The sequence below is a fragment of the Caloranaerobacter azorensis DSM 13643 genome, from assembly GCF_900129995.1.
Classification (GTDB): domain Bacteria; phylum Bacillota; class Clostridia; order Tissierellales; family Thermohalobacteraceae; genus Caloranaerobacter; species Caloranaerobacter azorensis.
This window is the reverse complement of record NZ_FQXO01000010.1, coordinates 11,424-26,107: the sequence shown is the minus strand read 5'-3', so window position 1 is coordinate 26,107 and position 14,684 is coordinate 11,424. Positions and strand designations below refer to the sequence as shown.

Here is a 14,684-nt window from a genome sequence, read left to right as displayed (position 1 = left end):
TCAAGTCTACTTTTAGTTTGAGTTTGAATATTTTAAATTTTGCGAATATGGCACGACTACTTTTGTTTTCTAATTTGATAATTTATTCTCATTTTTTTCATTATATATTCTATTACTGTTAAAATAATCCTTCTTCCAAAAGTAATTGTTACTATTTTTTAATATTTATTACACATTATGTTTTAATCACTCATTTAACCACATATTATATTTATGTTCCAATTTCTGTAGTTCTCTGCTCAACTTTTCATCTGTATAAGGCTTGTCTGCAAAGATAAATTTAAATAAGTCTCTATGAAGCATATCATAGAGTTCTTGATGTATTACAGTATCAAAAGAATAAGGTTTTATATTACATTTTCTCAACATATCTAATATATACATTTTCAGTTTTATAGCCTTTTCGTTGTAACTATATTTAATATCCAACTTTTCTATTTTATTTTGTATGTCTTTGTTCACTGGATAAAAATTACCAGTTAATGCTCCAGCATTGTACATCAAAAACTGAATATCATCATTTAACAATCCATTAACAAATTCAATACCTTTTTCTACGTTTTTACCATGTTTATTTACTATAAAACCCCATGTATAAAAATTATTATTCCCTTCTATTACCTCTGGAAGAATCAATACATTCTCTCTGTCTATTTTTTCACTTATCTGCTGCGTTTCAAAAATATTTACCCCTAACGTTGAAACTAAACATTCCCTTTCTATACTTTTATAAAATCTCATTGCTTTTTCCCATTCAGGCGTAACTATACCTTCAACAAAAATTTTATAATAATCCTTATATGAAAAATCCTTGCTTAATATATAACTATCTGAAAATATCTTACTTCTAGCATTTTTTATAAAATTCTTAACCTCTAAAGTATTTAATTTTATCTTATTATTATCATCTATTAACTTAAGTTCATATAATGGTCCTTTTACAATATCAATATAATCTCTCTTTGTAAAATGCCTAGGTTCTAAAGAGAGCCACTTCTCTTTAATATTTAGATAATCTTCCTTTGTCCAATCAAAATTAGGTTCTTCTATTACAAATTTATCTAATAAGTTTTTATTAAGCACCATAGCAGTATATGACATCCCAATGGGTACATAATAAACTTTTTCCTCTTTTAGACCATCGTATATCTTACTCAAATAAGATATTTTATCTGTAAGTTCTAACGCTACCCCACTTTTAACATATCGTTCCAATATTTTTTCATTTATCCCATTCCGTACAATCGGTATTAAAGTAGGTCCATTTTTTTGATACAACTTAAAATTTCTTTTTTTTATAAAATCCTCATAAGTATTTGCATAAACAATTTCATATCTAACTTCCACATTATTCTCTTCTTTAAATTTAGGTATGTAATAATCTAATATACTTATAAAACTAGGAATTTCTGTTTCTAATACTTTATTCCAAACAATTATAGTAATTTCATTTTCTGTATCATCTTGAAAGTTTATCATGCCAGTGTTTTTATTTAAATTTATATAAATACCAATTATTATTAAAAATATCATCATCACAAAACTTAATCTTTTCACATTTTTATACAATAAACCACTCTCCTATTTCTTATATATCAGCTAATTACTCATTCAACCACATATTTAATTTATCCTCTAATTTCTGCAATTCTCTACTTAACTCTTCATCTTTATAAGGCTTGTCCACAAAAATAAATTTAAATAAGTCTCTATGAAGCATATCATAAAGTTCTTGATGTATTCTGTCATCATAATTATAAGGTCTTATTTTACTCTTTTTTATTTTTTCTAATATAAATTTTTTCAATTCTACAGCTTTCTTGTTATAATTATAAATTTCATCTATTTTATCTATTTTACTTTCTATTTCTTTATTTACTGGATAAAAACCTCCAAACAATTTACCATTACCATACATAGAAAGCTGTACTTCATCACTTAATAAACCATTAATAAATTCTATCCCTAAATTTGTATTTTTACCATTCCTGTTTACTATAAAACCCCAAGTAAAAAAACTGTTATTTTCGTTAATTACTTCTGGAAGTATTATTGCATCTCCTTTATCTATCATTTCACTTACTCGTTTTGTTTCAAATGCATTTATTCCTAAATTCCGAACCAAAATTTCTTTATCTACAAGTCGTAAAAATCTTAAAACTCTTCGATATTCTGATGTATTTATACCTTCTACAAAAATTTTGTAGTAATTTTCATAAGAATAGTCTTTTAAAATGTATTTACCTGAAAATATTTTTTCTCTTGTATTTTTTATAAATTCTTTAATTTTCAAATTGTTTATACTAATCTTATTGTTTTCTTCTATTATTTTCAGATTATATAAAGGCTCTTTAATAATCTCGTCATAATCTTTAAAAGTAAAATATCTTGGCTTTTTAGATAACCATTTCTCTTTAATCTTTAAATAATCATCTTTAGTCCAATCAAGACTAGGCTCTTTAACATCAAGCTCATCTAACGTGCTTTTATTTAATATTTTCGCAACATAATACATCCCAATAGGAACATAATAAACTTTTTCTTCTTTTAAACTATCGTATATTTTTTCAAGATTAGTAATTCTATCTGTAACTTCTAATGCTACACCGCTATCTATATAACTCTGATAAAAAAAATACTGGGGTAAATAGATAAGAGTTGGACCATTCTTTAAATACAGATTTATGTTTAGTTTTTTTATGTAGTCATCTAATGTATCTGCATCTATTATATCGAATTTGACTTTTACACCCTTTGAATTTTCAAATTTGAATTTATAGCTTTCTATGATTGGGTTAATTGGCTCTTGTATTAATATTGTTATTTCTTTCTGTGCATCTGGTTCAAGTTTTGATATAGTTTCGTCTGTACAGCCAACTAAAAATAATAACATAGATAAAAGTAAAAATACAATTTTAGGCACAAAAATATCACCTCATAAACATTAAATTTTCTATTCCTCGCAAATCCAGTTCATCATTTCATCATAGCATCTCTTTGCATCTTCATATCCCATCTCATATAATTCTTTTAGTTTGTTCACATCTCTTTCAATCCTATCTACTTTCATATTTTTAGTTGGCCTAATTACAAAAACTTTCTTTTCTGATTCTAATTTTTCAATATATTCTAATGTACTATTATACACTTTATATCTATTAAGCATTGCATTTATTAACCCAGGATATTCAGAATACATAACCTTCAATAATTTTCTCAACTTAAAAGGACTCTTCCTATAACCTTTATTTCTAGTCAAAACAATAACATTTTTCTTATTTCCGTCTTCTATCGACTTCTTTATAGGTAAAGGATCTGCTATCCCTCCATCTAACAAAAATTTCCCATTCATTTCAACAATCGGAGCTACAAATGGTAAACTACTAGAAGCCTTAATGGCTTTAACTACATCTTCACATTCATCTTTATCAAAATATACAGGCTGTCCTGTTTTACAATCAGTAGCCACTATAATAAATTTTTCTTTTGCTTCATTAAAAGTTTCAAAATCAAATGGTATAAGTTTATTAGGTATTTCGTCAAATATAAAATCCATACCAAAAAGACTTCTTTTGATTATTAAATTTTTATAACTAATATATCTATCATCTTGGGCATAATCAAGATTAATTTTTATACTTCTACCTTTTTGTCTTGAAATATAAGACGAGGCATTGCATGCCCCTGCAGAAACTCCTATAATATAAGGAAAATATAAATCCTTTTCCATAAAAAAATCTAAAACTCCTGAAGTATAACAACCTCTCATTCCACCGCCTTCTAATACTAATCCTGCTTCCAACATTATTATTCTCCCTTCTTTAACGATTAATTTAGCTTTAATTTCTACTCATTTAACCACATATTTAGCTTGTTTTCAAATTTTTCTATTTCTTTGACCATCTCTTCATCTGTATAATCTTTATCTGCAAAAACAAATTTTATTATATTACGAGTTAATTCTGAATCTATAATTAAATACTTATCGTTATAACTATTCAATGATTTATAATCTCCACTTTTTATCTTACTTAATACGTATTTCCTCAAAGCAATAGATTTTTCGTTTACATTATTATCTTTTTCTATTTTTTCGATTTCATCTTCTATATCTTTATTCACAGGATAATCCCGCTTCTTTTTGAATAGTTCTAGCTGTACTTCATCGCTCAACAACCCATTTAAAAATTCTAAACCTAAGTCAATATTTTTTCCGTTTTTATTAACAACAAATCCCCATAATACTAATTCATTAAATTTATCAATAACTTGCGGTAAAATAATATGTTCTCTTACATCCATTTCAAGGCTATTCCCGAGGGAATTCAATGCATTCTTAGCGTAAAACTGCCTCCTTATACTATTTGTCTCATTATATGAAACCATTTCTCTTACTTTCTTATATTCTTCTGATCTTATTTCGAAAAACATTTTATAATAGTTTTCAAATGTATAATTGTCATTTAAAATATACCTACCGGAATGTAGCTCATCCTTCAATTTCTTTATGTATTCTATCATTTTTGATTTATCAATATTAATTCTGTTATTTTCTAAATCATATATTTCTAATTCTTCCATAACGTTTCCAATGAGTTCCTTGAATAAAAATGGTGTAAAATTCTGAGGTTCCTCATCTAACCACTTTTCTCTTATTCTAAAATAATCTTCTCTAGTCCAATCTAGTCCTGGCTCCTCTATTCCCAACTTTTCGAAAACTCTTCTGTTTAATAATACAGGATAGTGAGCCATACCTATCGGAACAAAATAGCCATTCTCATCCTTAATGCTATCATATATTTTTGCATAATTTTTTAATTTATCATCTACCTTTAAAGCTATCCCCGTTTTCACAAAATTACCATAAAATTCCCATGGTCCTATATATATTAGAGTAGGACCGTCTTTTAAATATAATTTAGACCTCATTTTGTTTTCTGTATCTATCGCGTCAAATTTTACTTTTATCCCATTTTCCCTCTCGAATTTTTCTTTATATGTATTAAATGCTGCCCCAAACTCCTCATATGGACTACCATACATAAGTATTGTTATTTCTTTGTTTTTTGTACTTGAACTATTTTCAGTAGAAGTACATCCAATTAATGATAATACTAACGTTAAACATAAAATTATAGCAATTACTCTTTTCATGTTAATCCGTTGACTTATATTTATAAAAACTTTATAGAAAGCAACACATACCTATAAATCTTTATAAATTTATAGGTCTTCTCCGATACTCCTATTATGAAGCTATAAGCCTACAAACTTAACGTCGCTTTCTACTTTGATAGGATTACACAGCTTAACATTAAGCCAACGGTTTTCACCTCCTATTTTATATCTTTGCTGTGCACATATATTCCTTGCTACGTTTAAATCAGCATTGATTCTTTTATTTATAACTTTATTCTATTTATGTTAAATAAATCCTCTTAATTCTGTTTATTTTAATATTTCTTAACATCTTTATTAATTTTTCTTAACTTTTTTCATTTAAAAAAACCTGGATATTTAAATACCCAGGTTTATAATCTATTTTAAATATTGTCTAACAATCTTATTAACTAAACTTCCATCTACTCTGCCTTTTACTTTAGGCATCACATAAGACATCACTTTACCCATGTCTTTCATAGTACTAGCGCCGATTTCCTCTATAGCAGCTTTAACTATTTCATCAATTTCATCTTCTGATAGTTGTTTAGGCAGATATTCCATTAATATATCAATCTCTTTTTGAGTAAGCTCTACAAGGTCTTGTCTTCCGCCTTTTTCAAAATCCTTTAAAGCATCTTTCTTTTGTTTTACTTGTTTAGCAATAAGTTCTATAATGTCCTCATCATTTAACTCAATTCTCTCATCAACTTCTCTTTGTTTAATAGCAGCTCTTACCATTGTAATAACATCTTTGCGGACCTTATCCTTGTTTTTCATAGAGGCTTTTAAATCTGCCATTAACCTTTCCTTAAAGGACATTAAACCACCTCTTATCTTCTTTTCTTATTTTTTCTTCTAGCTGCTTCGGCTTTTTTCTTACGTCTTACGCTAGGCTTTTCATAATGCTCTCTCTTCCTTACTTCAGAAAGAACGCCAGCAATAGCACATTGTCTTTTAAATCTTCTAAGAGCACTATCTAGTGATTCGTTCTCTTTAACTCTTACCTGTGTCATCTGCTTCTTCCCTCCCCTCTCCCACTGCTACAGTTCCTAATCACAAAGCAGTAAGTAGATTTCGGCACTAGATTATTATACATTAAATAACAGTTTTATGCAACAAATATTTTAACCTGGAGGCCACATTAAGTGTCTTCCGCCTAATAAATGGTAATGTAAATGTTCTACAGTCTGGCCACCATTTTTACCACAATTGTTTACTATTCTGAATCCATCCTGATCTATACCTTTTTCTTTCGCTAATTTCTTTATAACTAAATGTATATGATTTATAATATCTACATTATCCTCATTTATATCTTTAATTGAAGATATATGATTCTTTGGTATTATTAGTATATGAACAGGTGCTTGAGGATCTATATCTTCAAATGCTAATACTTTATCATCTTCATATACTTTATTGCTAGAAATTTCTCCATTAACTATTTTACAAAAAATACAATCAGACACCCAGTTCACCTCCTTACTGCCATAATTATATATTCAACAATATCACTAAAAAATCCTTTATTTATTTGTAATCTCACCTATTAAATTTTCACCCGATATTCTGTTCATTTTTACAGGCAATATTTCTCCTTCAATCGAAATATCTCCTTTAGCCATAACCCGAATATAATTTGTTGTATACCCTTCCATTAGCCCAGTTGCTCCTCTAACTTTCTCTTCAAATAAAACATTCATTATCTTGCCTATAAATCTTCTATTAAAAACCTTGTTAAGTTCTTCACCTAGTTCTATTAATTTTCTACTTCGTTCTGCTTTGATTTTACCATCAACTTGATTTTTAAATTTTGCCGCAGGTGTACCCTTTCTTGGAGAATATTTAAAAACATGTATTCTTGAAAAACCTATTTCTTTAACAAAATTATATGTTTCTTCAAACTCTTCATCTGTTTCCCCTGGAAAACCTACTATTATATCAGTCGTCAAACCTACATCAGGCATATATTTTCTAATAAGTTTAACTATACTTAAATACTCTTCAGTTGTATATTTTCTGTTCATTCTCTTTAAAACTGTATTACTTCCACTTTGCAGTGACAAATGAAAATGATTACACACTTTTGGAAGTTTTATTAGTCTATCCATAAATTCTTCCGTTATTATCGTAGGTTCTAATGAACTTAATCTTATTCTTTCTATACCTTCAATATCGTGTATAGCTTCAATAACATCTATTAATCTTATATCTCCTAAATCTTTTCCATATGATGCTACATGTATCCCTGTTAAAACAATTTCCTTAAAACCACTTTTACTAAGTTTCTCTACTTCTTTTATAATATTCTGTAATTTCCTACTCCTTACAGGTCCTCTTGCATAAGGTATTATGCAATATGAGCAATACTGATTGCATCCTTCCTGTATTTTCACAAAAGCTCTAGTCTTACCTTCTATCTCATTTATAGGCATCTCTTCAAACTCTCTTACTTTCATTATATCTTCAACAATTTTAATGCGCTTATGTTTTTCTTTAACTTCTTCACAAAGCTCAACTATCTTATTTTTATCATTCGTTCCAATAACTAAATCTACATCTTCAATTTCAAATACTTCATCAGGTGAAACTTGCACATAACACCCAACAACAGCTATAATAGCCTTTCTATTCTTCCTTTTTGCTCTCCTTATAAATTGCCTCGATTTCCTATCACCAAGATTAGTAACTGTACAAGTATTTATAACATAAATATCAGCCTTATCTTCAGCATCCACCACATTGTATCCTTCTTTTTTAAAAAGTTCAGCCATTGCTTCCGTTTCATACTGATTTACTTTACAGCCTAAAGTATAAAAAGCAACAGTTTTCATTTAAATCACTCCTAAATCTCCAAGCTCATACATAACCACAGCTATAGCAGTAAATCCTGCAGTTTCTGTTCTCAAAATCCTAGGTCCTAAAGAAACTATATGAGCATTAATCTCCTTTAATCTTTCTATTTCCTCTTTTTCAAAGCCACCTTCTGGACCTATTATTATATTAATTCTATCCTTTTTTAAAGATTTTAATATATCTTTTAATCCCCTTTTCATTTCATTTTCATAAGGGACTAAAATAAATTCTTCGTCTTTTAATCTATCAATCATTTCATTAAAAGTTACTATATTACTAACAATTGGTATAATCCCTCTTCTACACTGTTTAGAAGCTTCTTTTACAATACGTCTCCATCTCTCTAGCTTTTTAAGTTCTTTTTTTTCATCTTCAATCCTAACTACCGTTCTCTTTGTTATTAATGGTACTATTTCAACAATGCCTAATTCTGTTGCCTTTTGAATAATCAAATCCATCTTCGAAGATTTTGGTAATCCTTGATAAAGCACAATCTGTATAGGCGGTTCGCTTTTTGATTCAAATTCTTCTTTGATAATTGCTTCTACATAATTTTTTTCTATATTTATTATCTCTGCAAAGTATTCTTTCCCTTCACAATTTGATACATTTATAATTTCACCAATATTTAGCCTTAATACATTTTTTATATGCTTTACATCTTCGCCTTTAATAGTTATTTTGTCCTCTATAATATCTTTTTTATCTACAAAGAATTTATGCATTCTCTGATCCCTCTTTGAATCTAGATACTAAACATGCCCATTCTCCCATTTTCATTTCGTCAATTACTTCTAAACCATTTTTATCCAAAGCAGCTTTAACGTCTTTTATTTTATCTAATATTATTCCAGAAGCTATAAAAACTCCATCTTCTAATAAAAATTTAGGAACAACTTCTGCAAGTTTAATAATAACTTCAGCTATTATATTAGCAACAATAACATTAGCTTTTCCGTCAACCACATCTAATAGATTGCCCTTCCTAATTTGGACGGTATTAGCAACTCCATTTTTTCTCACATTTTCTTTAGCTACTTTAACAGATACTTCATCTAAATCTATCCCTATAGTACTTATCGCTCCAAGTTTAGCTGCTGCAATCGACAGTATACCAGTACCACAACCTATATCAAAAACTATATCATGTTGATGAACATATTTTTCTAATTTTTTTATGCACATTATAGTCGTTTCATGAGTTCCTGTTCCGAAAGCCATACCAGGATCAAGTTCTATTACAATATCATCTGATTTTTTCTCATAACTTTCCCATGAAGGTTTTACAACTATCTTCTCACCTATTTTTTTTGGCTTATAATACTTTTTCCATGAATTGGCCCAGTCTTTTTCATAAACTTCTGATGTCGTAACTTCGCCTAATCCCTTGTCCAAATTGTATTGCGGTATTTTTTCCACGTTCTGTTTTATCAGTTCTATTTTATCTATTAAATCCTCGCTTTCTGGTAAATACCCTTTAACAATTACTCCTTCAAAATTTTGTTCTACTAAAGTAGGATCTATGTAATCCCAATCTCCTTCATTTTTGTTTTGGAATATTAGGTCGTTGGGATCCTCAATAACTACCCCCCCTACTCCAGCTTCATACAAAATATTAGATACGACTTCAACAGCCTCCGTAGTAGTTTTAATCTGGACCTCAATCCACTTCATTTAGCCCCACATCCTTTATTTTTTAATCTTCTTTATTTCCACTTTATTATACCCTATTAAATTAAAAAAAACCAGCGAAAATACAAAAGTAAATCACTCCAATGAATATGGAGTGATTTTAACCCCCAAAGGCATCTTTTACCTTATCAAAAAATCCTTTTTTGTGTTCATGGACAGTATCTCCAGTAGCCTTTGCAAATTCTCTCAAAATCTGTTTTTGTTTTTCATTTAGTTTCTTAGGTACTTGTACTTTTACTTTCACATACTGATCTCCTCTACCATTACCTCTGATATATGGAATCCCTTTGTTTTTCAATCTAAAAATTGTATCTGTTTGTGTTCCTTCTGGTATTTTATATCTTACTTTTCCGTCAAGTGTCGGCACTTCGATAGTAGCCCCTAATGCTGCCTGTACAAAAGTTATAGGTATTTCACAAATAACATCATTACCTTCACGTTCAAAAATTTCATGAGGCAGTACATTTATATAAACATATAAATCTCCCGGAGGCCCTCCTTTTTCACCAGGTTCTCCTTCTCCTCTAAGAGGTATTACTGAACCTGTGTCTACTCCTGCCGGTATTTTTATATTTATCTTTTTCAAACGACGTTCTTTACCGGTTCCTCCACAATTTGAACATGGTACTTCTATAATCTCTCCTGTTCCATGACATCTATCACAAGTTCTTACATTTACGAACTGACCAAAAGGCGTATTATGAGCATATCTTATTTCTCCTGTACCATTACACTTTGGACAAGTTGTTTTTTTAGTACCCGGTTTAGCACCTGTTCCATGGCATACTGAACAATCCTCTGTCCGCATTATTTTTATTTCCTTTTGTGCTCCAAAGGCTGCTTCTTCAAATTTCAAATCTAAAGTATATTTTAAATCAGCTCCCCTTTTAGGGCCTGATTTTCTTCTATGTGAAAAACCACCACCAAAAGCTTCAAAAATATCATCAAATATATCACCAAATCCACCAAAACCTTCAAAACCACCAAAACCTTGCCCAAATCCTCCTGCCGCATTACCATTTACACCTGCATGCCCAAATCTATCGTACCTTGCTCTTTTTTCTGAATCACTCAATACTTCATAAGCCTCATTTATTTCTTTAAATTTTTGTTCGGCCTCTTTATCCCCTGGATTTAGGTCTGGATGATACTTTTTTGCTAATTTTCTGTATGCTTTCTTAATCTCTTGCTCCGATGCATTTTTGCTAACACCTAAAATTTCGTAGTAATCTCTCTTGCTCATTTTTTCACCACCTTTCAACACCAAAAACCAAAGCTAAATCCAGAGGATTTAGCTTTGGCTTATTTATTTATCATCATCTACAACCTCATAGTCAGCATCAACTACATTCTCATCTTTTTTCTCACTTTGCTTATTACTTTCTTGTTGTCCAGCTTGAGCTGAATATTGCTGTGATGCCTGTTGATACATCTTCTGCGATATTGCATGGAATTCATTAGTTAATTCTTCAGTTTTCCTTTTAATTTCCTCTATATTATCTCCCTCTAATGCTTTCTTTAATTCATCTAATTTAGCTTTAACCTTAGATTTTTCGTCTTCACTTACTTTGTCTCCTAATTCATCCAATATTTTTTCTGTTTGATATACCATTGAATCGGCGTTGTTTCTTACTTCAACAGCTTCTTTTTTCTTCTTATCTTCTTCTGCATACTTTTCAGCTTCTTTTATTTTTCTTTGAATTTCTTCTTCGCTTAAGTTTGTAGATGCAGTTATAGTAATTTTTTGTTCTTTACCTGTTCCTAAATCTTTAGCTGAAACATGTACTATACCGTTCGCATCTATATCGAATGTAACTTCTATTTGTGGTACTCCTCTTGGTGCTGGAGGTATACCAGTTAATTGGAATCTACCTAATGTTGTATTGTCTTTAGCCATTGGCCTCTCGCCCTGTAAAACGTGAATGTCAACAGCTGTTTGATTATCTGCTGCAGTTGAAAATATTTGACTCTTCCTAGTAGGTATTGTTGTATTCCTTTCAATTAGTTTAGTGAACACACCACCTAATGTTTCGATACCTAGTGATAATGGAGTTACATCAAGTAATAATAAATCTTTAACTTCTCCACTTAAAACTCCTGCCTGAATTGCTGCACCAATAGCTACACACTCATCAGGATTTATTCCCTTATGAGGCTCTTTACCAATTAAATTCTTAATAGCCCTCTGAACAGCTGGTATTCTTGTTGAACCACCAACTAAAATAACTTTATCTATATCTGATGGCGATAAATTAGCATCAGATAATGCTCTTTTAGTAGGTTCTATAGTTTTTTCTACAAGATGAGCTGTTAATTCCTCAAATTTAGCTCTTGTTAAATCCATGTTCAAATGTTTAGGCCCATCTTGCGTAGCAGTAATAAATGGAAGATTTATATTTGTTGTCATAACACTTGATAATTCTTTTTTAGCCTTTTCTGCTGCTTCTTTTAATCTCTGCAAAGCCATTTTATCATTTCTTAAATCTATTCCATGTTCTTTCTTGAATTCCTCTGCTAAATAATCAATAATTGCTTGATCAAAATCGTCTCCACCTAAATGGTTATTACCGCTTGTTGCAATAACCTCGAATACTCCATCTCCAATTTCTAATATTGATACGTCAAATGTACCTCCACCTAAGTCAAATACTAATATTTTTTGCTGCTGATCACCTTTATCTAAACCATATGCAAGTGATGCAGCTGTTGGTTCGTTTATAATCCTTCTTACATTTAATCCTGCTATCCTACCTGCATCTTTTGTTGCTTGTCTTTGGCTATCTGTGAAATATGCAGGAACAGTTATTACTGCATCTGTAACTGGCTCCCCAAGATAACTTTCAGCATCTGCTTTAAGTTTTTGAAGAATCATAGCAGAAATATCTTGAGGTGTATATTCTTTTCCATCAATATTTACTTTATAATCTGTACCCATATGTCTCTTTATTGAAATTATTGTTCTATCTGGATTTGTAATTGCTTGTCTTTTTGCAGTTTCACCAACTAATCTCTCTCCACTTTTTGTAAAAGCTACAATCGAAGGTGTAGTTCTATTACCTTCAGCATTTGGTATAACTACAGGTTCTCCTCCTTCAATAACAGCAACACAGGAGTTTGTTGTACCTAAATCGATACCTATTATTTTACCCATAGTCTTCTCCTCCCTTTCAAGTTTATTTTGATATTTTTACCATACTTGGTCTAATGACTTTATCCTTTAATTTATAACCTTTTTGGTATACTTCTATTATTATATCCTCCTCATGTTCACTCGATTCTTCTTGTGCAACACCATGATGTAAATTAGGATCAAATTTCTCCCCTATTGCATTTATCTCTTCTAACCCACTCTTTTTAAGTATATCCATCAATTGTTTATAGACCATTTCTACACCTTTATAGAAGCTATCTTCTTTATGGTTATCATCAACTGAATCTAATGCTCTTTCAAAGTTATCTATGACAGGTAATACCTGACATATTAATTCTTCAGATGCATATGCATATATTGACTCTTTTTCTTTTTCTACTCTTTTCTTATAGTTTAAAAAATCTGCCTGTAATCTCAAATATCTATTATTTAATTCCTCTAGTTCTTTTATCTTATCTTCTAACTTTGCTTTTAATTCGTCTATACTATCTTCTTTTGATTCATTTTTTACATCATTAATATCTTCTTCTGTATCTTTTATATTTTCCTGTTTTTCATTATGTACTTGTTCTTTTATTATTTCTTGTTCTTGCTGCTGTTTTTCCATTTATTCCACCTCTTTTCTATATTCATAAACACATATATTCAGTATATTGGGTGTAAGATAGAACCTCACACCCTATAATATAAAATAATTTAAGATTTCATTTAAATCAAAAGCTATAGATTTTACAACAGAAACTACTTTTGAATAATCCATTCTTGTAGGACCAATTACACCTATTTTGCCTATCGTTTTACCATTTAAACTATATGTTGCAGTAATTAGACTACAATTACTTACCTCTTCATAACAATTCTCTCTACCAATGATAATTTCAATGTCATGAAAACCACTTTTTAAAAGCATATCGACTACAGATTCTTTATTTTCTATAAATGATATAAAACTTTTCGCTCTTGCAATATCATTATACTCTGGAAAGTTAAATATGTTAGTTACTCCATCTGCAAACAAATCTACTTCATACATCCCATCTATTGACTGATTTATTAACGGCAAAATATCTTTTATCGTATCTCTCAAATCATACATATCTTTTACAAATTCTGTATCAATATTTTTACTTATGTCTTCTATTGAACACCCTTTCAATCTACTATTTAGATAATTAGTAATCTTTTCTAATTGTTCTTCTCTTACGCCATTTTCAATCCTAAATACTGTATTTTTAACTATTCCTGTATCAGTAACCATAACGACTAATACTTTATGCTCGTCAATAGGTATTAACTGTATTCTTTTTAGTTTACTTCTCTTTATTTGAGGAGCAATTGCTAAAGATGTACAATTTGTAAGTTCAGATAAAATTTTAGCTGCATTCTGTATAACTTGCTCTATTTCCCTTATTTCTTTAAGCAAACTCAACTTTATTTTTCTTCTTTCTTCTTCTGTAATCTTTCTTATTTGCATCAAATTATCCACATATAATCTATATGCTTTATCAGACGGTATCCTTCCTGCTGAAGTATGAGGTTGTAATAAATATCCTAATTCCTCTAAATCCGACATCTCGTTCCGTATAGTCGCTGAACTGACTCCTAAATTATATTTTTTAGCAATAGTTCTTGAACCTACCGGTTCTGCACTTGTAATGTAACTATGAATTACTGCCTGTAAAATTTTAAGCTTTCTATCATTCAACATCATATATACCACCTCAATTAGTTATAGAAAGCCTAATTTTTATAATTTGCAAAACTTGTCATTTTTATTAGCACTCTATACTATCGAGTGCTAATCTTATGCTTTTAAATTATC

The 14,684-nt window shown here is 29.8% G+C and carries 14 protein-coding genes; all 14 read right to left on the bottom strand.

Going from position 1 to position 14,684, the window contains the following annotated elements; translation table 11 throughout:
- Positions 1-186 precede the first annotated feature (186 nt).
- A complete protein-coding gene (locus BUB51_RS02405; RefSeq protein WP_073195129.1) occupies positions 187-1,569 on the bottom strand; it encodes an extracellular solute-binding protein in 1,383 nt (460 codons plus the stop codon).
- Between the two features lie 34 nt (positions 1,570-1,603).
- Positions 1,604-2,923: an extracellular solute-binding protein gene (locus tag BUB51_RS02400; RefSeq protein ID WP_073195127.1), complete on the bottom strand. Its 1,320-nt coding sequence runs from the start codon at positions 2,921-2,923 to the stop codon at positions 1,604-1,606.
- A 30-nt stretch (positions 2,924-2,953) separates the two neighbouring features.
- On the bottom strand, positions 2,954-3,805 hold the full coding sequence (locus BUB51_RS02395) for a patatin-like phospholipase family protein (RefSeq protein WP_073195125.1): 852 nt from the start codon (positions 3,803-3,805) through the stop codon (positions 2,954-2,956).
- 41 nt (positions 3,806-3,846) lie between these two features.
- A complete protein-coding gene (locus BUB51_RS02390; RefSeq protein ID WP_073195123.1) occupies positions 3,847-5,154 on the bottom strand; it encodes an ABC transporter substrate-binding protein in 1,308 nt (435 codons plus the stop codon).
- A 384-nt stretch (positions 5,155-5,538) separates the two neighbouring features.
- Positions 5,539-5,982, bottom strand: coding sequence for a GatB/YqeY domain-containing protein (locus BUB51_RS02385; protein WP_073195122.1), 444 nt, complete (start codon positions 5,980-5,982; stop codon positions 5,539-5,541).
- A gap of 11 nt (positions 5,983-5,993) precedes the next feature.
- The gene (gene rpsU / locus BUB51_RS02380) at positions 5,994-6,176 is read right to left on the bottom strand and encodes a 30S ribosomal protein S21 (RefSeq protein WP_035161487.1); all 183 of its coding nucleotides are present in this window, start codon (positions 6,174-6,176) and stop codon (positions 5,994-5,996) included.
- A gap of 111 nt (positions 6,177-6,287) precedes the next feature.
- Positions 6,288-6,632: a histidine triad nucleotide-binding protein gene (locus tag BUB51_RS02375; protein WP_073195120.1), complete on the bottom strand. Its 345-nt coding sequence runs from the start codon at positions 6,630-6,632 to the stop codon at positions 6,288-6,290.
- A gap of 57 nt (positions 6,633-6,689) precedes the next feature.
- Positions 6,690-7,997: a tRNA (N(6)-L-threonylcarbamoyladenosine(37)-C(2))-methylthiotransferase MtaB gene (mtaB, locus tag BUB51_RS02370; protein WP_073195118.1), complete on the bottom strand. Its 1,308-nt coding sequence runs from the start codon at positions 7,995-7,997 to the stop codon at positions 6,690-6,692.
- A complete protein-coding gene (locus BUB51_RS02365; RefSeq protein ID WP_073195116.1) occupies positions 7,998-8,744 on the bottom strand; it encodes a 16S rRNA (uracil(1498)-N(3))-methyltransferase in 747 nt (248 codons plus the stop codon).
- Complete coding sequence (gene prmA / locus BUB51_RS02360) at positions 8,737-9,693, bottom strand: 50S ribosomal protein L11 methyltransferase (protein WP_073195114.1); 957 nt, start codon at positions 9,691-9,693, stop codon at positions 8,737-8,739. The genes BUB51_RS02365 and prmA overlap by 8 nt, the downstream gene beginning before the upstream one ends.
- A gap of 118 nt (positions 9,694-9,811) precedes the next feature.
- Positions 9,812-10,954, bottom strand: a complete 1,143-nt coding sequence (gene dnaJ, locus BUB51_RS02355) for a molecular chaperone DnaJ (protein ID WP_035161479.1) — start codon at positions 10,952-10,954, stop codon at positions 9,812-9,814.
- A gap of 63 nt (positions 10,955-11,017) precedes the next feature.
- Entirely contained in the window at positions 11,018-12,862 is a 1,845-nt protein-coding gene (dnaK, locus tag BUB51_RS02350; RefSeq protein ID WP_035161477.1) for a molecular chaperone DnaK, read from the bottom strand.
- Positions 12,863-12,884: 22 nt separating this feature from the next.
- A complete protein-coding gene (gene grpE, locus BUB51_RS02345) occupies positions 12,885-13,469 on the bottom strand; it encodes a nucleotide exchange factor GrpE (protein ID WP_073195111.1) in 585 nt (194 codons plus the stop codon).
- Positions 13,470-13,541: 72 nt separating this feature from the next.
- Positions 13,542-14,570 (bottom strand): heat-inducible transcriptional repressor HrcA, encoded by a 1,029-nt coding sequence (gene hrcA / locus BUB51_RS02340; protein WP_242945535.1) that lies wholly within the window; start codon positions 14,568-14,570, stop codon positions 13,542-13,544.
- Between the last annotated feature and the right edge of the window lie 114 nt (positions 14,571-14,684).

Bases quoted from the DNA above. Each gene is read 5' to 3' on its own strand.
- grpE (WP_073195111.1), bottom strand. From the start codon at position 13,469: ATGGAAAAACAGCAGCAAGAACAAGAAATAATAAAAGAACAAGTACAT.
- rpsU (WP_035161487.1), bottom strand. From the start codon at position 6,176: ATGACACAGGTAAGAGTTAAAGAGAACGAATCACTAGATAGTGCTCTT.
- dnaK (WP_035161477.1), bottom strand. From the start codon at position 12,862: ATGGGTAAAATAATAGGTATCGATTTAGGTACAACAAACTCCTGTGTT.
- BUB51_RS02395 (WP_073195125.1), bottom strand. From the start codon at position 3,805: ATGTTGGAAGCAGGATTAGTATTAGAAGGCGGTGGAATGAGAGGTTGT.
- BUB51_RS02385 (WP_073195122.1), bottom strand. From the start codon at position 5,982: ATGTCCTTTAAGGAAAGGTTAATGGCAGATTTAAAAGCCTCTATGAAA.
- dnaJ (WP_035161479.1), bottom strand. From the start codon at position 10,954: ATGAGCAAGAGAGATTACTACGAAATTTTAGGTGTTAGCAAAAATGCA.
- hrcA (WP_242945535.1), bottom strand. From the start codon at position 14,570: ATGTTGAATGATAGAAAGCTTAAAATTTTACAGGCAGTAATTCATAGT.
- mtaB (WP_073195118.1), bottom strand. From the start codon at position 7,997: ATGAAAACTGTTGCTTTTTATACTTTAGGCTGTAAAGTAAATCAGTAT.
- prmA (WP_073195114.1), bottom strand. From the start codon at position 9,693: ATGAAGTGGATTGAGGTCCAGATTAAAACTACTACGGAGGCTGTTGAA.
- BUB51_RS02365 (WP_073195116.1), bottom strand. From the start codon at position 8,744: ATGCATAAATTCTTTGTAGATAAAAAAGATATTATAGAGGACAAAATA.
- BUB51_RS02390 (WP_073195123.1), bottom strand. From the start codon at position 5,154: ATGAAAAGAGTAATTGCTATAATTTTATGTTTAACGTTAGTATTATCA.